Genomic DNA, 22,747 nt, shown 5'->3' on the forward strand with positions numbered 1-22,747 from the left:
CTTCACCCTTTGAAACTGGGAGTATCGCCATGAATTCTTACCCCTCTTCAAGCCTGCAACAGGCCATCGAACAACTGGAGCTTGGTACGGTGACCCCCGTCCAGCTGACCGAACAGGCACTGGCGGCGATAACTGCTCGCGAAGGTGAAGGTTCGCGGGCCTTTACCCAGGTGTATGCGCAGTGGGCACGCGAGCAGGCTGAAGCCTCGGCTCAGCGCCGGGCGGCCGGCAACGCGCTTTCGCCGCTGGATGGCGTGCCGGTGTCGATCAAAGACCTGTTTGACCTGCAGGGTGAAGCCACCACCGGCGGCTCCACCGTGCTGGCCGATGCGCCCGTCGCCGAATCCCATGCGGCGATTGTCGACAAGCTTTTGCAAGCCGGGGCGGTGATCGTCGGTAAAACCAATATGACCGAATTTGCCTATTCCGGCCTGGGAATTAATCCGCATTACGGTACGCCGGCAAATCCCTGGGATCGCGCTGCACGCCGTATTCCCGGCGGATCGTCCTCCGGTGCCGCCGTATCGGTCAGCGATGGCATGGCTTTCGGCGCTATCGGCAGCGATACCGGCGGATCGGTGCGTATCCCGGCGGCGTTCTGCGGTCTGACCGGGTACAAACCCACCGCCCGCCGAATTTCACTGGCCGGCGTGTTGCCGCTTTCGGCGTCACTCGACTCTGTCGGCCCCCTGACTCACGACGTCTTAAGCTGCGTCGCACTCGATGCGGTGATAGCCGACCGGCCGTTATCGCTGACGGTAAAAAACCTTGCCGACGCCCATTTTGCAGTGCCCCAGACGGGGGTGCTGGAGGGTCTGGATACCCAGGTTGCCGCCGCGTTTGAGCGGGCCTTGCTGGCGCTGAAACAGGCCGGAGCCAGGGTTTCTGCCATTCCGCTGACGGAAATCGCCGAGCTTTCCGCCATTAATGCCTGCGGGGGATTTACCGCGCTGGAGTCCTGGGAATGGCACCAGCCGCTGATTTCGCAACGTGCTGAAGGTTATGACCCGCGCGTGGTATCGCGCATTCGTCGCGGTGAAGCCCTGGGTGAAGCCGATCGCCAGCGCCTGGTGGAACAACGCGCCGACTGGCAAGCGCGCGTCAGCCACATCGTTCAGCAGTATGACGCGCTGTTAATGCCCACCGTGCCGTTTATTGCCCCGCGTATTGCCGATCTGGAAGCCGATGAGGAGGCCTATTTCCGCGTCAACGGCGCCGCACTGCGCAATCCTTCGGTGATCAACTTCCTTGACGGCTGCGCCGTCTCTTTGCCTTGTTCGGTAAAGGGTCAGGCGCCGGTCGGCTTAATGGTCGCGGCGTTACCCCTGCAGGACGAGGCGCTGATGAGCTGGGCGCTGGCGATCGAGACCGTGCTTAAAGCACTGCAATAACAGACAGATAACCGCAAACACCTCTTCTCACCATGACACTGAAAACGGCAGGACTAATGATGACTTCTCCAAAAAATCAGGGCATGCTTTTTGTCTGCACCGACGTCGCCGCACAGGATGAAGCGGATTTTAACCACTGGTACGATCGCGAACACGTTGAAGAACGCGTAAGAATTGAAGGTTTTCTCTCTGGTACGCGCTATCAGTCGCTGCAAGGCGGACGCAAATATCTTGGCCTGTATAAAACCGACTCGCTGGAAAGCTTCACTTCCCCCGCCTATCACGCGGCCTTCACGCAACAAACGGCCTGGTCGCAGGCCTGTCTGCAAAAAATGCAGTCGCCGATGCGCCGGGTTTGCACCATCAGCGCCCAGGTTGGCCTGGGTTCTGGCAGCCATCTCGCCATTTTAACGCTGGCCGCGGGCACGGCGGAAAGCCAGATTGCCCAACTGGGTGAAACGCTGTTTGCGCAGCCCGGCTTTATTCACTCCAGCCTGTTAACGCCGGACGCGATGCTCAGCACGCCGCTGCCGAAAGAGTCAACAGACAACCGACAGCTTCTGCCGATGATGCTGATTGAATCCAGCAGCGCTGAAGCCGCGCAAAGGCTGGCGTCCCAGGCCTGTGATGTGCTGGCACTTCGCCATAATGCGGTGATGCACTACGCTCTCGGCTGGCAGTTGACCGCGCAGGAGGTGCAATCATGAGTGTTTCATCTACAGATACCCTGCGACCAAAAACCGCCAGCGGTGAACAGGCAACGCCAAAAACCGGTCGTCTGGCGGCGGCCAGTTCAATCGGCACCGCGCTGGAGTGGTATGACTTTACCGTCTACAACATCATGGCCGCGCTGATTTTCAACCACGTCTTTTTCCCGTCGTTTGACCCGCTGGTGGGCACCATTTTGGCCTTCTCAACCTATGCGGTCGGCTACGTCTCGCGCCCGGTCGGCGGCATGATCTTCGGTCATTTGGGCGATGTGCTGGGGCGTAAGTTCGTGCTGGTGACCACGCTGGTGATCATGGGCGTCACCACCGCGCTGATGGGCCTGCTGCCGGGCTACGCCAGTTGGGGGATCTGGAGTCCGCTGCTGCTGGTCAGCCTGCGCTTTATTCAGGGCATCGCGCTGGGCGGAGAATGGGCGGGTGCGGTGTTGCTGTCGATGGAGCATGGCAAACCGGAACAGCGTGGCCGCAACGCGTCATTCGCTCAGGTCGGGCCGTCCTGCGGCACGCTGATTGGCACCGGACTGATTACGCTGGTGACGGTGTTTCTGTCGCCAGAAGACTTCCAGCAATGGGGCTGGCGTATTCCGTTCGTACTCAGCCTGCTGCTGGTGATTTTTGGCTTATGGCTGCGCCGTGGCGTTGGTGAAACGCCCGCTTTTCTGGCGTTAGAAAAAGCGAAAAATACCACCCACACGCCGGTGAAAGAGGTGTTCACCCACCATCTGCGTCCGCTGCTGGTGGCGGGCGGTGCCCGCATTGGTTCCGATGTGCTTTACGCCCTGGTCGTGGTCTTTACGCTGACCTATGTAACGACCGTGCTGCACCTGCCGCGTCCGGTGGCGCTAATGGCGACCATGCTTGGCGCGCTGGGCAACGCCATCACCGTGCCGATGTTTGGCGCGCTGTCCGATCGTTGGGGACGCCGCCCGGTGTACATCATGGGCGCGGTGCTGGCGATCGTCTGGTCCTTCGTGTTCTTTATGCTGCTCGACAGCGCCCATCCGGTGCTGATCTGCCTGGCGGTTATCGGTGGCCTGCAGGTTCACGCCATCATGTATGGCCCGCAGGCGGCGTTTGTTACCGAGCAATTCCCGACCCGCGTGCGCTACGCCGGCTCTTCGTTAGCCTATACGCTGTCGGGAATTGTTGGCGGCGGCTTTGCGCCGCTGATCATTACCACGTTGTTTACCGAGTTCAGCACCACGTTAGCCGTATCTTGCTATGTTTCGGTGGCGCTACTCGTCACCTTACTGGCGGTGTTGGCGGCGAAAGAAACCGCCAGGAAACCGCTGTAACCCCAGGCTTTTCCCCTCATGAAACAAAACCTGCGCCAGCCCTGAACCGGCGCAGGTTCCCCTTCGCCTGTTTTATTTCAAAAAAAATGCGATTTATTTTTCCCTGCGCGAAACTTTCCGCAGCGTAACAGCGAACTGTTTATCAACGCACTTCCTGTAACCCTGTTGGAGCCCGACATGAACCGTACAAAAAAACTTCTCTGTTCCGTTACCGCCGCTGCTGTTATGAGCCTCGCGATGCCTGCCATCAACGCATACGCCGCACTGCCGGTCGGCGCGCAGGCCCCGGACTTTAAACTTCAGGGCGCACTGGCGGGCAAGCCGCTGACCTTCTCGCTGCAGCAGGCGCTGGCAAAAGGCCCGGTGGTGCTTTACTTCTTCCCGGTGGCCTTCAGCAAAGGCTGTACCATTGAAGCCCATGACTTTGCCGAAGCGACCGATGGCTTTAAAAAGCTGGGTGCCAGCGTGGTTGGCGTGACCGCCGGCAATACCGAGCAGATTGGCGAGTTCTCTAAACTGGAATGCCGCGATAAATTCACCGTAGCTGCCGATCCTGGCGCGAAAGTGGCCAGCGAATACCAGACCACCATGCAGATCAAAGGCAAAACCGTCTCTGACCGTACCTCATATGTCATCGCGCCAGACGGCAAGATCCTGCTGAGCTTCACCGACCGCAACCCGGATACTCATATTGAGAAAGCCATGGACGCGGTGAAACAATACTCTGCTTCGCATTCCTGATCCTGAGTTTGCCGGTCACCCTTTAGCCTGCTGAGGCCCGTTATGTTAACTGCTATTTTGTCCGCCTTTTTAGGCGGCATTATCCTCAACTTTATGCCGTGCGTGTTTCCGGTGATCTCCCTGAAGGCGCTGGGTTTACTGCGTCATCAGGGGAGCTCGTCGGCGGCACGCGCCGAGGGACTGGCCTTCCTGGCGGGCGTGGTCGTCACCATGATGGCGCTGGCGGGCATCCTGCTGGCGGCGCGGGCCACCGGTGATGCGGTGGGCTGGGGTTTTCAACTCCAGTCGCCGCTGGTTATTGCCATCCTGGCGCTGATTATTTTGGGAGCGGCGCTGAATCTTCTTGGCGTCTTTGAAGTCGGGCTTTCGTTGCAGCGCGCGGGCGAAATCGAAGTCGGTCGCAGTGCGTTAGTGCGTTCGGCGCTGACCGGTGCGCTGTCGATCGTGGTCGCCACGCCCTGCTCCGCGCCGTTTATGGCCAGTGCGATTGGCTATGCGCTGGTTCAGCCGCCGGCCGTCTCGCTGGCGATATTTTTCTCGCTGGCGTTGGGATTCGCCGCCCCCTTTACGTTGGTGTCGCTGTTCCCGCCGCTGGCAAAACGCCTGCCTCGCCCTGGCGCGTGGATGGATGTGCTTAAACACGGCCTCGCCTTCCCGATGTTTGGTGCTTACGCCTGGCTGGTGTGGGTGCTGGCGCAACAGGCCGGTACCGGCGCACTGGCGACGATCCTCGCCAGCTCGGTGCTGCTCGGTTTTGCCGGCTGGCTTTACGGCATCGCGCAAAAACGACGTTTTCGTGAAAAATCGCACAAGCTGCTGTATGCCGTTACCGCCGCATTGCTGGTGGCAGTGATTGCGCCGGTGACCGGCATTATCCAGCCTGGCGCCCCGCTGCCTGACGGACAAACCGCCGAAGCCGTTACCCAGGTGAAATGGTCGCCACAAACCGTTGCCGAGACGCGCGGGCACGGTAAAGCGATCATGGTGGACTTCACCGCCTCCTGGTGTATTACTTGTCAGGTAAACCAGCGCACCACGCTCTCCACCACGGCGGTGAAAGAGGCGCTGCTGCGCACCGGCACGGTATATATGGTTGCCGACTCGACGAAATTTAACCCCGACATTGATGATGCGATGAACGAATTCGGCCAGGGCGGTCTGCCCCTGTACGTGGTTTATCCGGCAGATGGCAGTGCACCGAAGGTGTTACCGCAGGTATTGACCCCGTCGATCGTGGTGAATGCCCTTAACCAGGCGAGCGGCAAAAAAGCGTGATCAAAGCAGGACGTGACATAAAGGCGGTGGATGGCTAAATCCGGGACGCAACGTGATGAATGGCCAGATTTGATGGCGCAAGCTCAGGCTGGAAAACAGCAGGCCTACACTCGCCTGCTGACCGAGCTGGTGCCGGTGATCCGCACCCTGGTGCATAAGCACGTTGACGATGCGGTACTGGTTGAAGACGTGATTCAGGATGTTCTGCTGGCCATTCACCGCGTCCGCCATACCTACGATCCCGCCTGCCCCTTTTTGCCGTGGCTGATGGCCATTACCCAGGCGCGATCGGTGGATGCGCTTCGCCGACGCGGCCGCCAGCGTCACTGGGAAGTGGAGGAGGAAGACGACACCGCCACCTATTCGTCGACCTCTTTTGTCGAGCCTGAGCGACCGGAAGCCCGGGAAGAGCTGAGCCTGTATCTTAATCAACTCTCATCCCGACAGCGGCAAATCGTTGAGCATGTACATCTGCGGGAGATGACCCTGGCGGAAGCCGCCACGCAGAATAATTTGACGGTTCCGGCCGTAAAGTCACTTTTGCATCGCGCGTTGACTAATCTTCGCCGTTTTGGAGCAAAGCATGACCGATCATAATGCCTTAATTGAAAAACTCAGCCGAAGCGCGGCGCCGGTCAAAAGGATGCCACCCACCGGCTGGCGTGTGGTCGCCGCGATAGTGATGGCCCTGCCCTGCGGCGCGGCAGCCAGTTTGCTGGTGCACCGCAGCCTGACCGACTGGTCTCAGCCTGGGATGGGATGGGCGATTTTTCAGCTGGTGCTGGCATTTATCGCCGGAACCCTGGCGATCCGTAATGCCTTTCTGACCAGCATTGCCGGTCGCCGTCCTTTAAGCTGGCAGTGGTTTGTGCCTCTGGCGGTATTCTGGCTCGGCAGCATCCTGTTCAATATGCGCAGCGTTTCCCCGATTCATGGTCAGGGTGAAGGTACCAATTGCTACCTGTTTATGCTGGTGGTCAGCGTGCCGATGGCGGCGATTATGATTGGCTATCTGCGCCAGACGCGGGCGATTTATCCAGTAAAAAGTCTGGCTGCGGCCGGCGCCGGTACGGCGTGCATGGCTCTGGTGATGCTAACGCTTTGCCACCCGATCCATCTGGTTATGCCAGATTTAATCCTGCATTTATTGGCTGTCGCCACCATTGTGCTGACAACAATTGTTGCGGGTCGCCAGCTGGTTAAACTGTAAGGAAAAGCGTGGACAACAACACCTCGCAATAGTTCATTACATTCTTTTGCATTGCCAATCAAAATGATTATACTTCTCATTCGCTTTTTTGGTGCGTTCAGGAATTTTCTTGCTCTGCATTTCGCGAAGTAAAAATAATAAAATCATTTTGAGGGTAAATAATGTTCTTTGCTCCTTGCTCTTCCCAGGGAAATCGCGCCAGCGGATCCAGATTCACCCCCGTTTCTACGCCGTCATTGTCACTGCTTGCCGTTCTTATTGCCTCTGCGTTGCCGGTTTCTGCCGCAGAAACGGCGCAGAAAGAACAAAACCTGGTGGTCAATGCCACCACGGACGACAGCGCTGCCACCGCTGATACGGATTACAACGTTCCCGTCACCCGCGCGGCCACGAAAATGGCCCTGACAGCGCGTGATACCCCGCAGTCGATCAGCGTGATCAGCAAACAGCGCATGGAAGATCAGAAGCTGGAAACCCTGAACGACGTGCTGAAAAACACCACCGGCATCTCTGAATTTAACTCCGGCGCGAACCGCAGCAACTTCTATTCGCGCGGATTTATGATCGACAACTATCAGGTTGATGGCGTTCCGGTGCTGGTCGATCCGCGTTGGAACATTGGAGATACCCTCTCTGATACCGCGATTTACGATCGGGTTGAAGTGGTTCGCGGCGCAACCGGTCTGATGACCGGTGCCGGCAGCCCGGCGGCCTCGGTCAACATGGTGCACAAGCATGCGGACAGCAAAGAATTTGTCGGCAACGTCTCGGCCAGCTACGGCAGCTGGGACAATCAACGCTATGTCGCCGATTTATCTGCGCCGCTGACCGAGTCGGGTAACGTGCGTGGCCGCATTGTGGCTGGCTACCAGGACGGTGACAGCTGGCTGGATCGCTATCACAGCCAGAAGAAATTCCTCTACGGCATAGTGGATGCGGATCTGACCGACTCCACCACCCTTTCCGTCGGTTATGACTACCAGGAAAACCACATCGCGGGCAATACCTGGGGCGGCTTGCCTACCTTCTATCTGGATGGTAGCAGAACCCATTACGACCGCAGTACCAATACGGCACCAGACTGGGCGTATAACGACAGTGACTCGAAAAAGGTCTTCGCCAGCCTGAAGCAGAGCTTCAATAACGGTTGGGAATTTAACCTGAGTGGCAGCCACACCGAAGCGACGATGGACAGTAAGGCGCTGTATATCGACGGTTACTTTGATAAAAGTACCGGTATCGGCGTCGGACCTTATGCGGGTTACGACCTGTTAGGCGGCACCGGGTATAACAGCGCCAAACGTAAACAAAATGCGCTTGATGCGTATGTCAGCGGGCCTTACGAGCTGTTGGGGCGTCAACATGAATTGATGGCTGGTGTGAGTTATATCCGCCAGAACGATCGGTATTTCAGCGCCTTCACCAACCTGACGTCAGCCGATGTTGGCGACTTCAATAACTGGGGCAATTATCCTGAACCCGACTGGGACGATCAGGCGCTGTCGGAAGACAACACTATTCATCAGAAGTCAGCCTATATGGCGACACGCATTTCGCTGGCGGATCCGCTGCATCTGATCCTCGGCGCGCGCTACACCAAATACTCTGCAGACACGCTGACGGAGAATACCGAGAAGAACAACATCACGCCGTATGCGGGCCTGGTGTATGACATCAACGATACTTATTCTGCTTACGCCAGCTATACCTCGATCTTCAAACCGCAGACCTACCGTAATGCCAGTGGCGCTTACCTTGCACCCGTCACCGGAAAAAGCTACGAGACCGGGATTAAAGGCGACTGGATGAACAGCCGGGTGACCGCATCGCTGGCGGTATTCCGCATCGAGCAGGATCACCTTGGCGCAACGGATTACGCGCTGATCCCGGGCACCAGCGATTACGCGTATTACGAGCAGGATGGCACGGTCAGTAAAGGCGTTGAGTTCGAAATCAACGGTGCGGTGACCGACAATCTGCAGATGACCTTTGGTGCCACCCGTTATGTGGCGAAAGACGGGGACGATCAGGCACTGAATCCGACCCAGCCGCGCACCTCGCTGAAACTGTTCACCAGCTACCGGCTGCCGATGCTGCAGGATCTGACGGTGGGTGGCGGCATCAACTGGCAGACTCACACCTGGGATCATGTTGACGGTCCAGACGGTGCCAGCACGATATATGCTGAGCAAGGCAGCTATGCGCTGGTGGATTTGTTCAGCCGCTATCGCGTGACGAAGCAACTGTCGGTGCAGGCGAACCTGAACAACCTGTTCGATAAGAGCTACAACATCGACGTCGGCAGAAACACCGTTTACGGCGAACCACGTAACGTCTCGGTTACCGCCAACTACAGCTTCTAATCTGCCGTTCAGCCTGCCTCCGCAACGGGGCAGGCTCTCCCCTTTTATGTCCAGCGCGGTATACTGATGCGGAATTTACACCGCATTGCAGGGATCCAAGCCATGACGTACGACATCTTAATTTTGACCGGTACCGGGGGTAACTTAGTCAGCTTCCAGCAATATGAGGGCGGCCCAACCTTCCCGGCAACCCTGACCTTCGACGATGAACCTTATGACTTAACGTTGTTCAGCCTGGGGGAAAAGCGCTACCTGATTGCGCATAACCAGCCGATTGAGCATGACGTTGCCGAAGAGGTGATTGGTCAGTTCTCACCAAGACCGGTTTAACATCGGTACCCGCACCAACAAGCCATCCATCGGGTGGTTTTTTTTTGCCTGAATTTCAGCATAACGCTGCATAAGCTGGCAGGAAAACACCTACTTTTATAATGGAATTTTTCTTCCAAAAAAGCCATAAAATGAACATAAAATGCTTAAGGAATATACTAACCTGGCTTTTCTCAGTTAACCATTTCTGCAAAAAATGGGCAGGCAAAATCAGGGTAATTAAAAAGAAAGATAAAAATCATGAAGTTGTGTGCTGGAATTGAATCACCTAAATCGAACAAAAAAACCAAAAAACGCCAATAACGAAATCAATCAATCGCAGTGTGAGCTAAGTAGAATTTTTATTTCAAACATAATGCTATCTTCTTTGACGATATCGCTCGGTGAGTCCCTCACCGCTGGATAGCCAGAAACGGGTTCCCGGTCAGCCAATGGCACCCTATGTTGTCAGCCTGCGATAACAGAGGAAAAGAGGTCATTTGGTTTTAACCGTGCTGGCTCTAACGGATAATCAAATAGAAAGGGTAAAAAATGTCTTTGGCGATGCACCTTAATCAACATCAGAGAAAACGATTACATCAGATTGCACTGGTTGCCACGTTTGGCGGTTTGCTTTTTGGTTATGACACCGGCGTCATTAACGGCGCGTTCTCTTCACTGAAAGAGAATATGGCCCTGACGCCGACCACCGAAGGCCTGGTAATGAGCGTGCTGCTGATCGGTGCCGCCATCGGTAGCGTCTGTGGGGGAAAGCTCGCTGACTTCTTTGGACGTAGAAAATATTTACTCTGGCTCTCTTTTATCTTCTTTATCGGGGCAATCTGCTCCGCAATGGCTCCCAATGTCACCACACTGTTATTGGCCAGATTCATCCTCGGCTATGCCGTAGGAGGCGCCTCGGTCACGGCACCCACCTTTATCTCCGAAGTTGCACCGACGGAAATGCGCGGCAAGCTGACCGGTCTGAACGAGGTGGCGATCGTGATTGGACAGCTGGCCGCCTTCGCCATTAATGCGGCAATTGGCTTTATGTGGGGACACCTGCCTGAAGTCTGGCGCTATATGTTAATGGTGCAGGCGATACCGTCGGTATTACTGCTGGTGGGGATGTGGCGTTCACCGGAAAGCCCGCGTTGGCTGATCAGTAAAGGACGTCGCGAAGAAGCGCTGGTGATCCTCAAGCAGATCCGCCCTGAAGCGCGTGCGGTTAAGGAGTACGAAGACATCATCACGCTGATGGAGATTGAAAAGGAAAAAAAGCTGCATACCCGTGGTGCCATGGAGATTATCTTTAAGACGCCCTGGATACTGAAATTACTGTTGGTCGGCATTGCCTGGGCCGCGATTCAGCAAACCACCGGCGTAAACGTTATCATGTATTACGGCACCGAAATCCTTAAAACGGCCGGCTTCTCGGAACGGACATCGTTGATCTGTAACGTGCTGAACGGGGTATTCTCTGTCGGCGGTATGCTGTTTGGCGTGCTGTATCTGGTGGATCGCTTCAAACGTAAAACGCTGATTATTTCTGGTTTTGCCCTGATGGCAACGCTGCACCTGCTTATCGCGGCGGCAGACTATTATCTTACCGGCGATATGAAGGCCACCACCATCTGGCTGCTGGGGGCACTGTTTGTTGGCGTGATGCAGGGGACGATGGGCTTCCTGACCTGGGTAGTGCTGGCGGAACTCTTCCCGCTGAAAATCCGCGGCCTGTCGATGGGCATCTCGGTATTCTTTATGTGGGTGATGAATGCCATCGTCAGTTACCTGTTCCCAGTGCTGGAGGCTAAACTTGGCCTTGGGCCGGTGTTCCTGATTTTTGCCGCCATCAACTATCTGGCCATCGCCTTTGTGATCATTGCGTTGCCAGAAACATCCAATAAATCGTTGGAACAACTTGAAGAAGAGCTGTCTGCGGGTAATTAAACCCTTCACGCTTTGGAAAATGAAAGGAGACGGGCAATGATTGATACGATTACCGTAGAGAATCTTCATCTGGGATGTCAGGCAAAAAATAAAGCCGATGTTTTAGCGATGGTGGGGAAAGAGTTTAAGGCCAAGGGCTATGTCAGCCAGGACTGTATCGCTTTCCTCAATGAAAGAGAGCATCAGGTCTCGACCTTCCTTGGCAATGGGATCACCCTGCCCCATTTACCGAAATCGCAAACGGGTATCATCCTGAAAACCGGCGTGGAGATCTTTCAGTTCCCCGACGGCGTGATTTGGGACAGAAGCAACGTGATGTTTATCGCCATTGGGGTGATTGCTAAAGAGAAAGAGCACATAGATGTGCTGAAAGACGTCGCGTCGATTTTTAGTGATGAGATCATTTCTAATGCGCTGTCGCTGATTTCCAGCAAAACGGATTTCCTGCGCATTTTAAATCGGAAATAAGGCAAAGCCCCACGGTGACAGGCCGTGGGGCACTGGTCGCGTTCATTCATTGGCGATTGTTTAACGGATTTGAAAAGCTTCGACTCAATTTCTAGCCTTTCCCCCCTTATTGGCATGAGATATGTCACTCCCTCCCAAAAAAATAATCTACTCATAAATTACTCATACATTCCTCATCTGACTGGGTTCATTTATGAGAAAAACATGATGCGTTTTATGACCTAACCATCTGGGAGTTTATGTCATAATGTCAATGTTTTACGCCAGATTGGAAGACGTGAACTTCTATGATAGTGTGATTCACAACCTTAAATTAAAATAAAAAGCTTGATAATAACAATGAAGATAAAAAAGTATCACCTTGAGGGCAAGGTGGCCTATGACCCGGTCACCCACTCACTAGGTCTGATTGACGATACAGACAATCTGGTGACTCTGGCTATCCCGGCCAGTTTGTGTCTGTTGGCGTTGTTGCAACATAAGGGAGATGTTGTCTCACATAATGAGCTGCTCGCATTTGCCTGGGAATCCAGGGGAATGATGGTGTCGCCCAATACCTTGTATCAGAATATGTCTATTTTGCGAAAGGCACTTGCCTCATCAGGTGTTTCGGATGAGATAATTAAAACCATACCGAAGCGCGGCTTCCTTATCCCTGCGAGTTTTCCAGTTGAATGTGTTTATGAGGAATCGACAGCAGAGCCAGAACCTGCCATTTTCATCGATGAAACCGTTCCTGATGTCGCTACCTCGTCTTCTCTTTCAGAGCCTTCTTCTGTTTCAGAGCCTTCTTCTGTTTCAGCGATGGGTGGTGTGAACCGGCGCCCACTTTTCCGCAAAGTATTATTTGTCGCAGCCTGTTGCGCGGTTTTTGGTGTGACCTGGCTGATATCAAACTCACTGGGAGAAGACACTATCCCGGATTATATCGCGCCAGAATTTGTCAAAATAGATAACGTTCAGGACTGTCAGGTTTTCAGGAATTACTCCCTGAGAGGTAACGGCTTTTTTGACCGTTTTATCGCTGAGAAAGCAGTCACCTGCGGAAAAGAGAAATGGTGGTATCTGACCAATTACCCACCGTCTCTTGAAGTATCCTTATTCCGCTGTTCAAAACCGATAAATGCATTGACCAACGACAAAACGTCACTCTGTGTGTCCGATTTTTATAGTGAGAGCGGCCAATAAGAATGAAAAAAATAAAATTACACCATGTTGTTATGTTAGCCGTTCTGCTGATCTGTGCCGCTCTTGGATACTTTCTTAGTAAAAAAACACTTTACCGGGAAGATACTTTTTTCTGCACATCAAATTTTTCCATCCACGACGGTAATGAAGTTTTAAGTTTATCAATTAATTATAATCTCAATCATGGCGATGGTTTTACCTCGATGAACGGAACGTTCTTCCGCGATGGTTTGAAGCAATCTGACATCAGTCTTGAAAAAGAGTTTCTTTACACCCAAAAAGATGGCGAATTCGCTTTCACGCAAAAACCAAACGGCGTGCTGGAACTCAATGGCAGCGATCCCGCCGTGCTTAAAAAGTACCTGCCGGATTTTTACCTCAGCAACACCGCCGGACCACATCATGTGAGAATAAAAAAAATCCGCCCGGGCGTATGGATTTTCGCGACCACGCCAACGCCTTACCTGGTCTGTAGCGAATATTAGATGAAGATGACACCCTGCTCTGCTAATGGTCAGAAGTTGGTTGAAGATGGGTTTAATAAAGCTTTTTCATGTTTGCTAAAATTAGCGGTCGCTTAAATTTAATATTCATTAAGGAATTATCATGAAACTCCTACTCATTTTATCCACGGCTATGGCATTAACCGCCTGTCATACATCCACGGTGAAGAGCAATGTCCCCCTCAATATGGCAAACCCCGCATCCGTTTATTGTCACCAAAAAGGTGGGGAACTGAGCATCATTGATGCTGATTCTGGAAAAACAGGATACTGTACGTTGCCAGGCGGTGAACATATCGAAGAGTGGGCTTTATATAAACGAGATCATGCACAGAAGTGAAGGTGATTTACGTGTAATCCCTTGCGGGATCCGCCCAGGGTTTCCGGGCGGGATTTTCCTGATACCCCGGGATCCGCCATCATGCAGATGTTAAATCAATGCGTGACAGATTTTGAGAATATATTCACGACCAATACGCCAGCAATGATCAATGCCAGACCAAAGAGTGCTGCATTATCCAGTTTCTGCCCATGAAGCAGATAGCTGACAATTGAGATCAACACAATGCCGACCCCGGACCAGATAGCATAAGCGATCCCCGTAGGTAACACTTTGAGGGTAAGTGATAAGCAAAAGAAAGCAACCGCATATCCAATAACGGTGATGATCACCGGCCACAAGCGGGTAAAACCGTCTGAACTTTTTAAACTACTTGTCGCAATCACCTCAGCGACAATCGCTAAGCCCAGGAAAAAATACGTTTTTAACATACATCCCTCTTGCTGTGAAAACTGAAATTATGTGCGGACTATGACTCATTTTCAGTTGAATAATCAACCTTTTATTTAACGCTATGTTTTTGGCCTGATTTGGAATTCAAGTTTATTTCTAATACGTTTCGGTTAGAAAATGTATTCGCACTGCTTCACGTTCTATTGACATTAATCATGATAATCCCCCCCTCAGTAATGCATCATTCAGTTTACACCTCATCACTCTGCCTTATACTTATTCACATTCTGGAATAAATATGAAAAAGATACTTATCGCTTCACTTTTAATCTGTTCTCTTTCTGCTCTGGCTGAAACAACACCACACTGGAGTTATGAAGGGAAAGCTGGCCCAGCAGAATGGGGGGCGCTTAGCGATACATTCAGCACCTGTAAGACGGGTAAATTCCAGTCTCCTGTCGACATCAGCGGGGTGCTTGACGCAGACATACCGCCTTTAAATCTGGTGGTGCATAATGCCGCTGAGAGCGTAGTGAATAATGGCCATACTATTCAGGTAACCGTCAATGATGGCGACGATTTCCAACTGGATAATGAAACTTTCACGTTACGCCAATATCACTTCCACACGCCAAGTGAAAATGTGATTAATGGCAAACACTATCCGCTTGAGGTGCACTTTGTTCACACCAGTGATACAGGTGAGATTGCCGTGGTAGCCGTCATGTTTGACGTCGGCAATGAAAATGCTGCGCTCAACCCTATTCTCAACAATATGCCCGCAGAGAAAAACGAGGCGGTGCCGGTATCCGCATCTTTTGATCTCACTCCGCTGTTCCCAACAGACCGACATTATTACCGCTTTAGTGGCTCGCTGACCACCCCACCCTGCACTGAAGGATTGCGCTGGATAGTCATGAAAAATAGCGTGCAATTATCGGCCGATCAGTTGGCTAAATTTCAACGTGCACTGGGGCAACACAATAACCGTCCTGTCCAGCCATTGAACGGGCGGATGATCGTTGAATAAATTGCTGTTGCAGAACCGGAGTGAACATTTAAGAAGTGCTATTAACTGAATTAAAGTGAAGGAAGGTTGTAGAGAGATAAGCAGAAGAGAGAATGGTACGCCCTACAGGATTCGAACCTGTGACCTACGGCTTAGAAGGCCGGTGCTCTATCCAACTGAGCTAAGGGCGCATTGTGAACTGCGTCGAATTATACGGTGCGCACCTGCTGAGTCAACGATTTATCGGGCTGAAGTGCTCTGTTGCTGCACTATTGAACAGTCTGCCTTGAAACTGTGCCTGACAGCAGCGCCCGCTTCTGACAAAATAGGCGCCAATCCCCGTATTAACTCAACACAGATGGATCCCCTCTCTGATGGTAGCAAAGATTATTGACGGTAAAACGATTGCGCAGCAGGTGCGACAAGAGGTTGCGGTAAAAGTACAGCAGCGTCTGGCCGCTGGAAAACGCGTCCCGGGCCTGGCTGTCGTTCTGGTCGGTGAGAACCCGGCCTCGCAGATTTATGTCGGCAGCAAACGCCGTGCCTGTGAAGAAGTGGGTTTCCTCTCCCGCTCTTACGATCTGCCCGCCTCCACCAGCGAAGCCGAGCTGCTTGAGCTGATCGACACCCTGAATCACGATGGCGAAATCGACGGGATCCTGGTTCAGCTGCCTTTACCGGCCGGCATCGATAACGTGAAGGTGCTGGAAAGCATTTCTCCGTCGAAAGACGTGGATGGTTTCCATCCGTATAACGTGGGTCGCCTGTGCCAGCGTGCGCCTAAGCTGCGCCCCTGTACGCCTCGCGGCATCGTTACCCTGCTCGAACGCTACAACATCGATACCTTCGGCATGAATGCCGTGGTGGTGGGCGCGTCCAATATCGTCGGACGTCCGATGAGCATGGAGCTGCTGCTGGCCGGTTGCACCACCACCGTCACTCACCGCTTCACCAAAGATCTGCGCCACCATGTGGAACATGCCGATCTGCTGGTGGTTGCGGTGGGCAAACCGGGCTTTATTCCGGGCGACTGGATCAAACCGGGCGCGGTAGTCATTGATGTGGGGATTAACCGCCTCGAGAGCGGCAAAGTGGTGGGAGATGTCGACTTCGACGCCGCCTCAGAGCGCGCTTCTTATATTACCCCAGTACCAGGCGGCGTAGGCCCAATGACCGTGGCAACACTGATTCAGAATACGCTGTACGCCTGCGAAACTTTTGATGATGGAGCAGTAGAATAATGGCCACTTTCTCTTTAGGTAAACACCCGCACGTCGACCTGTGCGATCTGCTGAAGCTGGAAGGTTTAGTAGAAAGCGGCGCACGCGCCAAAGCGCTGATCGCCGAAGGCCATGTCACCGTTGATGGCGTGGTGGAAACCCGTAAACGCTGCAAGATTGTCAGCGGTCAGACCGTGGTGTTTGAAGGTAACAGCATCTCAGTCGTCGAATAACGCCTGCTGCCCCGCCGCGCTGGTGGGGCTCTTAATCCTACAGCACCACCGTTTCCCCTTCCTTTTGCGCCAGCTGATAATGGCGAACATCACAATGCCTGCCAATCTGCTCAGCCAGTCGCGGCGAGTGGCTGGTGACCCAAATCTGGCTGTAACGGCTGGCCTCCGCAATTAATAACGCCAGCGCGGGCAGTAAATCCGGGTGCAGACTGTTCTCCGGTTCATTAATCGCCATAAAGGTTGGCGGCCTGGGGCTGAGCAACGCCACCACCAAACACAAAAAACGTAGCGTACCATCGGACAGCTCTGCCGCATCAAGTGGACGCAGAATGCCTTCACGTCGCATCAGCATCTGAAAACGGCCCCCCTGCTCTTCCACAAAAAATTCACTGCCCGGAAAGGCTTCCGCCAGCACCGAATACAGCAACTCGGTATGCCCACGCTCGCGCAAGGTTTCAAACGCTGCGGCCAGATTATGGCCGTCATGCGCCAGTACCGGTGCGCGGATGCCGACTTGTGGCGCGCGGATCGGCGATCCGGGCCAGACGGCAAATTCATGATAGAAGCGCCATTTGCGCATATTTTCGCGCACCTGCGAGACTTCCGGATAAAGATGAGGATCGGACAGTTGCGAAAAAACCGACTCCTCTTCATGTAAGGAGGCTGGGTAGGCTATCCGCTCGCCCTGAATATTATTCAGGAAGGCCGCCTGATTTTTGCGTTCCAACAACAGCGAGGACGGGCGACGACGCTGGCCGGATAACCAGATGTGTTCGGCTTTGACCAACGGATCGAGATTAAACAGGCTGATTAACGGCTCGGGAAAACCAATTTCCAGCTGATAGGCGTAATCCTCCATTTCCACGCCCAGCACCATACGTTTGCCGTTGCGCTTGTTTTCACCCCGTTTCGGCGCCCCTGCCCACATCGTTTTCTGGATACCTCCCTCTTCCGCCAGCGCGGCCGATAATCGCCCGCTCGCCGCTTCATGCAGCAGCCGCACGGCTTTATACAGGTTCGATTTGCCACAGCCGTTCGGTCCGCTGATCACATTCAGCTGCGAGAGCGGCAGTTCGACATCGCGAATGGAGCGGAATCCCGCCAGAGAGAGTTGCTTAATGGTCATAAACGCCTCCTGCAGATAGCAAAAAGGGGCTTTCGCCCCTTACGGTGTTGACTGCCGCATCATCCGATTACTTGCGACGCCAGCTGGTACCCTGCGGGCCGTCTTCCAGCACGATGCCCATCGCCACCAGCTTGTCGCGCGCCATATCCGCCTGCGCCCAGTTCTTCTCACGACGCGCATCCAGACGCTGTCTGATCAACGCTTCGATTTCAGCCACTTTATCGTCGTTGCTCTGCGCACCGTTTTGCAGGAACAGTTCCGGGTCCTGCTCCAGCAGGCCCAGAACGCCAGCCAGCTCGCGAAGTTTAGCTGCCAGGCCGTTAGCCGCCGACATATCTTCCGCTTTCAGGCGGTTCACTTCACGCGCCATATCAAACAGCGCGGAATAGGCTTCCGGGGTGTTGAAATCGTCGTCCATCGCTTCGCGGAAGCGCGTTTCAAACACCTCGCCGCCGGCAGGCTCAGCGCTGCTGTCGGTATTGCGGATGGCGGTATAAAGACGCTCCAGCGCCGAACGTGCCTGCTTCAGGTTATCTTCGCCGTAGTTCAGCTGGCTGCGATAGTGGCCTGACATCAGGAAGCAACGCACCGTTTCTGCATCGAAGTGCTGCAACACATCGCGCACGGTAAAGAAGTTATTCAATGATTTGGACATCTTCTCACGGTCGATCATCACCATGCCGGAGTGCATCCAGTAGTTCACATAGGGACCTTCGTGTGCACAGGTCGATTGCGCTATCTCGTTCTCATGGTGCGGGAACATCAGATCCGATCCGCCACCGTGGATATCAAAATGCTCGCCCAGCTGTTTGCAGTTCATCGCGGAACACTCGATGTGCCAGCCAGGACGGCCTTCGCCCCACGGAGAAGACCAGCTTGGCTCGTTGGCTTTCGACATTTTCCATAGCACGAAGTCCATCGGATTGCGCTTCACGTCCTGCTCAACTTCCACGCGTGCGCCCGCCTGTAGCTGCTCAAGATCTTGACGGGACAGTAAACCGTATTGCGGATCGCTCGGCACCGAGAACATCACATCGCCGTTGCTGGCAACGTACGCGTGCTCGCGATCGATCAATTTGCTGACGATCTCAATGATCTCGCTGATATGGCGAGTGGCGCGCGGTTCCTGATCCGGTGGCAGGATATTCAGCGCGGCAAAATCCTTATGCATCTCGCCGATCATCCGGTTGGTCAGCACCTCAACGGTTTCGCCATTTTCATTGGCGCGCTTGATAATCTTGTCGTCAATATCGGTGATATTGCGGACATAATTGAGCGAATAGCCGAGATAACGCAGATAACGAGCTACCACGTCAAACGCCACAAAGGTTCTGCCGTGGCCAATATGACACAGGTCGTAAACGGTAATGCCGCACACGTACATGCCGATCTTACCTGCATGAATAGGTTTGAATTCCTCTTTTTGACGACTCAGGGTATTAAAAATCTTTAGCATTGAGACATTCCGTTTTGACGTGTGCGGGTTAAAACCAGTAAAAGGCTTATTCTGACGTATTGTTAACGGAAGCGCCACGCAAAGCAAGGTTATGCCCCGTGCCGTTTATGCACTGATGCTGACTCGTCATCACATTTTGTGATATAAAAGCCGTCTATTAATTGCGTACTGGCGCCCTCGTGCTGCCGGTGCTGCTCTACCATTCACACTTCCAACCTTTACAGGATGAGAACATGGTCACTTTCCAGACAAATCATGGCGATATCGTTATCAAAACCTTTGATGACAAAGCGCCAGCTACCGTAGCTAACTTCCTGGATTATTGCCGTGAAGGTTTCTACGACAACACGATTTTCCACCGTGTCATCAATGGCTTTATGGTTCAGGGCGGCGGCTTCGAGCCGGGCATGAAGCAGAAAGACACCAAAGAAGAAATCCAGAACGAAGCCAGCAACGGCCTGAAAAACACCAAGGGTACGCTGGCAATGGCCCGTACTCAGGCGCCTCACTCAGCAACCGCTCAGTTCTTCATTAACGTGGCAGACAACGACTTCCTGAACTTCCGTGACGAAAGCCTGCAGGGCTGGGGTTACTGTGTGTTTGCTGAAGTGGTTGAAGGCATGGACGTGGTTGAGAAAATCAAAGCGGTCGCCACTGGCCGTAGCGGTATGCACCAGGACGTTCCTAAAGAAGACGTTGTGATCCAGAAAGTCACCGTCAGCGAATAATGCCTCACACGCTTTTTATCGCAGATTTACATCTGTGCGCAGAAGAACCGGCAATTACTGCCGGTTTTCTTGCTTTTTTACGCCGTGATGCGTTCCATGCCGATGCACTGTATATTCTCGGTGACCTGTTTGAAGCCTGGATTGGCGATGACGATCCTGACCCGCTTCATGCTGAGATCGCGGCCGCACTGCTGACCCTGAAGCAACAAGGGATCCCCTGCTACTTTATTCACGGCAACCGCGACTTCCTGGTTGGCAAACGCTTTGCCCGCGCCAGCGGCATGACGTTACTGCCGGAAGAACAGGTGCCGGAACTTTACGGTAAACGCATACTGATCATGCACGGCGACACGCTCTGTACCGACGATCAAGGCTATCAACGCTTCCGCAAAAAAGTGCATCAACCCTGGCTGCAATGGCTGTTCCTTGCCCTTCCTTTATTTGTCCGCCAGCGGATTGCGTTGAAGATGCGCGCAGGCAGTAAACAGGCGAACAGCAGCAAAGACGTTACCATCATGGATGTGAATGATGAGGCCGTAAAAGCCGCGATGACCCTTCACCAGGTGCAGTATCTGATCCACGGCCATACGCATCGCCCGGCGATTCATCAGCTTGAGGTCAATGGCCAGCCTGCCGAGAGACTGGTGCTGGGTGCCTGGCATCACGAAGGTTCAATGATCCGCGTTAGCGAAGACGAAACCACCCTGATTTCCTTCCCGTTCTGAGCCCTAAAAAAATCCCGCAAATGCCCGTTTCATGCCTGGGCAAACGTTTTCCTTGATGCCGAGTCATGCTATCCTCTTTGCCCTTCCCATCTGACCGCCCAAACGGCTTTCAGGTGACGTATGTACAATCACAGGAGTCAGACCCGCATGTCATCCAACGCCGCGCAGGCCCGCATCGCTATTGTCATGGGTTCCAAAAGTGACTGGGCAACCATGCAATTTGCCGCCGAAATCCTCACGACTCTGGCAGTGCCCTTCCAGTGCGAAGTCGTTTCGGCGCACCGCACCCCGGACAAGCTGTTCAGCTTCGCTGAGCAGGCTGCGGATAATGGCATTCAGGTGATCATTGCTGGCGCTGGCGGCGCGGCGCATCTTCCGGGCATGATTGCGGCGAAAACGCTGGTGCCGGTGCTGGGCGTGCCGGTACAGAGTGCAGCGCTGAGCGGCGTGGACAGCCTTTACTCAATCGTGCAGATGCCACGCGGTATTCCGGTTGGCACGCTGGCGATTGGTAAAGCCGGTGCGGCCAATGCGGCGCTGCTGGCGGCGCAGATTCTGGCCACCCACGATGCAGAACTGCGTTCACGGCTGGCAGCGTGGCGTCAGGCACAGACCGATGAAGTGCTGAATAACCCAGATCCGCGGGAGGAAGCATGAAGCCGGTCTGCGTATTAGGAAATGGTCAGCTGGGCCGCATGTTACGTCAGGCTGGCGAGCCGCTGGGCATCGCCGTCTATCCGGTAGGATTAGATGCCGAGCCGGAAGCGCTGCCGATCCAACAAAGCGTGATCACTGCGGAAATCGAACGCTGGCCGGAAACCGCCCTGACGCGCGAACTGGCGAACCACAACGCTTTCGTCAACCGCGATATTTTCCCGCGTCTGGCCGATCGCCTGACGCAGAAGCAGTTACTGGACCAGCTGGGTCTGGCCACCGCGCCCTGGCAGCTGCTGGCGGATGCCGCAGAGTGGCCGCAGGTGTTCAACACCCTCGGTGAACTGGCCATCGTTAAGCGCCGCACCGGCGGTTATGACGGCCGTGGTCAGTGGCGTCTGCGCGCGACGGAAACGGATTCGTTGCCAGCCGATTGCTACGGTGAATGTATCGTTGAGCAGGGCATCAACTTCTCTGGCGAAGTGTCGCTGGTGGGCGCGCGCGGCCATGATGGCAGCACCGTTTTCTATCCGTTGACCCATAACCTGCATGAGGACGGCATTCTGCGCACCAGCGTTGCCTTCCCGGATCCTGACGCAGCCTTGCAGAAGCAGGCCGAAACCATGCTGTCAGCCATTATGCATGAGCTGAAGTACGTCGGCGTGATGGCGATGGAGTGCTTTGTGGTGCCGGAAGGCCTGCTGATTAACGAACTGGCGCCACGCGTTCACAACAGCGGGCACTGGACGCAGAACGGCGCGTCCATCAGCCAGTTTGAACTGCATCTGCGGGCGATCCTCGATCTGCCTTTGCCGACGCCGGTGGTCAGCACGCCGTCGGTGATGGTTAACCTGATTGGCACCGCCGTGAATCTGGACTGGCTGAATCAGCCGCTGGTGCACCTGCACTGGTACGAAAAAGAGGTTCGTCCCGGCCGTAAAGTCGGTCACCTGAACCTGTCGGATGTGAGCAAACCGGCGTTGCAGGCCGCTATTGCGGCGCTGGTGCCGCAGTTACCTACCGAATATGCCAGCGGCATCGCCTGGGCGGTTAAGAAATTGCAGGGCTGATAGGAAAAATCTGGCAGGAACGTCGGACAAACGGACGATTTTCCTGCCCGAGCTGCAAAAGGACAGTCCTTAACTGTACTTAAGTATGGCTATCAATTACCTGGCAAAAAACGTATTGTATTGGCGAACAAAAATATAAATATTCTTTATTATTAGTACATTAGATTTAATTTGCCAACACCAAGGGAACCAGTACCAAACTTGTTATGTATAAAAAGGTAAATAATATTCACCTTTACGATACCACTGATGCGATCTGGTTCACCCTTACCGCCCCGCCCTTCTCTGCCAGTCTGACTTCAAAACGCCTGATTTTTCCGCCGACTTCCCCGACTTTATCTAGCAGTGCTTTTCCCCCGATCCGTTGCGCGC

The 22,747-nt window shown here is 54.0% G+C and carries 24 protein-coding genes and 1 tRNA gene; 21 read left to right on the plus strand and 4 right to left on the minus strand.

Translation table 11 applies throughout. The annotated features are described in order from the left end of the window. Positions 1 to 29: 29 nt before the first annotated feature. The 14 genes from AC1UKS_RS16185 to AC1UKS_RS16250 all read left to right on the plus strand — a co-directional run bounded on the left by AC1UKS_RS16185 (position 30) and on the right by AC1UKS_RS16250 (position 13,761). Complete coding sequence (locus tag AC1UKS_RS16185) at positions 30 to 1,391, plus strand: amidase (protein WP_482434519.1); 1,362 nt, start codon at positions 30 to 32, stop codon at positions 1,389 to 1,391. Positions 1,392 to 1,450: 59 nt separating this feature from the next. Further along, complete coding sequence (locus AC1UKS_RS16190; RefSeq protein WP_482434521.1) at positions 1,451 to 2,098, plus strand: hypothetical protein; 648 nt, start codon at positions 1,451 to 1,453, stop codon at positions 2,096 to 2,098. Then, positions 2,095 to 3,414: an MFS transporter gene (locus AC1UKS_RS16195; RefSeq protein WP_482434522.1), complete on the plus strand. Its 1,320-nt coding sequence runs from the start codon at positions 2,095 to 2,097 to the stop codon at positions 3,412 to 3,414. The genes AC1UKS_RS16190 and AC1UKS_RS16195 overlap by 4 nt, the downstream gene beginning before the upstream one ends. A 177-nt stretch (positions 3,415 to 3,591) precedes the next feature. Next, positions 3,592 to 4,155: a peroxiredoxin gene (locus AC1UKS_RS16200; protein WP_482434523.1), complete on the plus strand. Its 564-nt coding sequence runs from the start codon at positions 3,592 to 3,594 to the stop codon at positions 4,153 to 4,155. A gap of 42 nt (positions 4,156 to 4,197) precedes the next feature. Then, positions 4,198 to 5,430 carry a protein-disulfide reductase DsbD family protein gene (locus tag AC1UKS_RS16205; protein WP_482434525.1) on the plus strand — a complete coding sequence of 411 codons (1,233 nt, stop codon included), beginning with the start codon at positions 4,198 to 4,200 and terminating at the stop codon, positions 5,428 to 5,430. 30 nt (positions 5,431 to 5,460) lie between these two features. Continuing rightward, the gene (locus AC1UKS_RS16210; protein ID WP_482434527.1) at positions 5,461 to 6,027 is read left to right on the plus strand and encodes a sigma-70 family RNA polymerase sigma factor; all 567 of its coding nucleotides are present in this window, start codon (positions 5,461 to 5,463) and stop codon (positions 6,025 to 6,027) included. Next, on the plus strand, positions 6,014 to 6,640 hold the full coding sequence (locus AC1UKS_RS16215; RefSeq protein WP_482434529.1) for a DUF1109 domain-containing protein: 627 nt from the start codon (positions 6,014 to 6,016) through the stop codon (positions 6,638 to 6,640). The genes AC1UKS_RS16210 and AC1UKS_RS16215 overlap by 14 nt, the downstream gene beginning before the upstream one ends. 161 nt (positions 6,641 to 6,801) lie before the next feature. Further along, positions 6,802 to 9,003, plus strand: a complete 2,202-nt coding sequence (fhuE, locus tag AC1UKS_RS16220; RefSeq protein ID WP_482434530.1) for a ferric-rhodotorulic acid/ferric-coprogen receptor FhuE — start codon at positions 6,802 to 6,804, stop codon at positions 9,001 to 9,003. 102 nt (positions 9,004 to 9,105) lie between these two features. Continuing rightward, positions 9,106 to 9,333, plus strand: coding sequence for a hypothetical protein (locus AC1UKS_RS16225; RefSeq protein WP_482434532.1), 228 nt, complete (start codon positions 9,106 to 9,108; stop codon positions 9,331 to 9,333). Between the two features lie 531 nt (positions 9,334 to 9,864). Then, positions 9,865 to 11,262: a sugar porter family MFS transporter gene (locus AC1UKS_RS16230; protein ID WP_482434533.1), complete on the plus strand. Its 1,398-nt coding sequence runs from the start codon at positions 9,865 to 9,867 to the stop codon at positions 11,260 to 11,262. A 36-nt stretch (positions 11,263 to 11,298) separates the two neighbouring features. Beyond that, positions 11,299 to 11,730 (plus strand): PTS mannitol transporter subunit IIA, encoded by a 432-nt coding sequence (locus AC1UKS_RS16235; protein ID WP_482434535.1) that lies wholly within the window; start codon positions 11,299 to 11,301, stop codon positions 11,728 to 11,730. 339 nt (positions 11,731 to 12,069) lie between these two features. Then, positions 12,070 to 12,918, plus strand: coding sequence for a winged helix-turn-helix domain-containing protein (locus AC1UKS_RS16240; RefSeq protein ID WP_482434536.1), 849 nt, complete (start codon positions 12,070 to 12,072; stop codon positions 12,916 to 12,918). Positions 12,919 to 12,920: 2 nt separating this feature from the next. Further along, positions 12,921 to 13,403: a hypothetical protein gene (locus tag AC1UKS_RS16245; protein ID WP_482434538.1), complete on the plus strand. Its 483-nt coding sequence runs from the start codon at positions 12,921 to 12,923 to the stop codon at positions 13,401 to 13,403. A 121-nt stretch (positions 13,404 to 13,524) separates the two neighbouring features. Continuing rightward, on the plus strand, positions 13,525 to 13,761 hold the full coding sequence (locus AC1UKS_RS16250) for a putative hemolysin (RefSeq protein ID WP_482434539.1): 237 nt from the start codon (positions 13,525 to 13,527) through the stop codon (positions 13,759 to 13,761). Positions 13,762 to 13,856: 95 nt separating this feature from the next. Here the strand turns inward: AC1UKS_RS16250 and AC1UKS_RS16255 are convergent, their stop codons facing one another. Continuing rightward, a complete protein-coding gene (locus AC1UKS_RS16255) occupies positions 13,857 to 14,192 on the minus strand; it encodes an SMR family transporter (protein WP_482434541.1) in 336 nt (111 codons plus the stop codon). A 260-nt stretch (positions 14,193 to 14,452) separates the two neighbouring features. On the opposite strand from AC1UKS_RS16255, the gene AC1UKS_RS16260 reads away from it, so the two are divergent. Continuing rightward, positions 14,453 to 15,184, plus strand: a complete 732-nt coding sequence (locus tag AC1UKS_RS16260; RefSeq protein ID WP_482434543.1) for a carbonic anhydrase — start codon at positions 14,453 to 14,455, stop codon at positions 15,182 to 15,184. A 93-nt stretch (positions 15,185 to 15,277) separates the two neighbouring features. On the opposite strand, the gene AC1UKS_RS16265 is transcribed toward AC1UKS_RS16260, so the two are convergent. After that, positions 15,278 to 15,354 (minus strand) — tRNA-Arg (locus tag AC1UKS_RS16265). A gap of 183 nt (positions 15,355 to 15,537) precedes the next feature. On the opposite strand from AC1UKS_RS16265, the gene folD reads away from it, so the two are divergent. Together folD and ybcJ are read left to right on the plus strand one after the other, a co-directional pair. Further along, positions 15,538 to 16,404 carry a bifunctional methylenetetrahydrofolate dehydrogenase/methenyltetrahydrofolate cyclohydrolase FolD gene (gene folD / locus AC1UKS_RS16270; protein ID WP_013201156.1) on the plus strand — a complete coding sequence of 289 codons (867 nt, stop codon included), beginning with the start codon at positions 15,538 to 15,540 and terminating at the stop codon, positions 16,402 to 16,404. Next, positions 16,404 to 16,616, plus strand: coding sequence for a ribosome-associated protein YbcJ (ybcJ, locus tag AC1UKS_RS16275; protein WP_482434544.1), 213 nt, complete (start codon positions 16,404 to 16,406; stop codon positions 16,614 to 16,616). Before folD ends, ybcJ begins: the two co-directional genes overlap by 1 nt. A 37-nt stretch (positions 16,617 to 16,653) precedes the next feature. Here the strand turns inward: ybcJ and AC1UKS_RS16280 are convergent, their stop codons facing one another. Next, positions 16,654 to 17,742 (minus strand): AAA family ATPase, encoded by a 1,089-nt coding sequence (locus AC1UKS_RS16280; RefSeq protein WP_482434546.1) that lies wholly within the window; start codon positions 17,740 to 17,742, stop codon positions 16,654 to 16,656. A 67-nt stretch (positions 17,743 to 17,809) separates the two neighbouring features. Next, positions 17,810 to 19,198: a cysteine--tRNA ligase gene (gene cysS / locus AC1UKS_RS16285; protein WP_482434548.1), complete on the minus strand. Its 1,389-nt coding sequence runs from the start codon at positions 19,196 to 19,198 to the stop codon at positions 17,810 to 17,812. A 233-nt stretch (positions 19,199 to 19,431) separates the two neighbouring features. On the opposite strand from cysS, the gene ppiB reads away from it, so the two are divergent. The 4 genes from ppiB (at position 19,432) to purK (ending at position 22,375) form a co-directional block, all read left to right on the plus strand. After that, positions 19,432 to 19,926, plus strand: a complete 495-nt coding sequence (gene ppiB / locus AC1UKS_RS16290) for a peptidylprolyl isomerase B (protein ID WP_013201152.1) — start codon at positions 19,432 to 19,434, stop codon at positions 19,924 to 19,926. After that, positions 19,926 to 20,651 carry a UDP-2,3-diacylglucosamine diphosphatase gene (lpxH, locus tag AC1UKS_RS16295; protein WP_482434550.1) on the plus strand — a complete coding sequence of 242 codons (726 nt, stop codon included), beginning with the start codon at positions 19,926 to 19,928 and terminating at the stop codon, positions 20,649 to 20,651. The genes ppiB and lpxH overlap by 1 nt, the downstream gene beginning before the upstream one ends. A 147-nt stretch (positions 20,652 to 20,798) precedes the next feature. Continuing rightward, entirely contained in the window at positions 20,799 to 21,308 is a 510-nt protein-coding gene (gene purE / locus AC1UKS_RS16300) for a 5-(carboxyamino)imidazole ribonucleotide mutase (RefSeq protein WP_053141923.1), read from the plus strand. Continuing rightward, positions 21,305 to 22,375, plus strand: coding sequence for a 5-(carboxyamino)imidazole ribonucleotide synthase (gene purK, locus AC1UKS_RS16305; RefSeq protein WP_482434552.1), 1,071 nt, complete (start codon positions 21,305 to 21,307; stop codon positions 22,373 to 22,375). Before purE ends, purK begins: the two co-directional genes overlap by 4 nt. The last annotated feature ends 372 nt before the right edge of the window (positions 22,376 to 22,747 follow it).

The organism is Erwinia sp. AK-PDG3-5 (genome assembly GCF_056821705.1).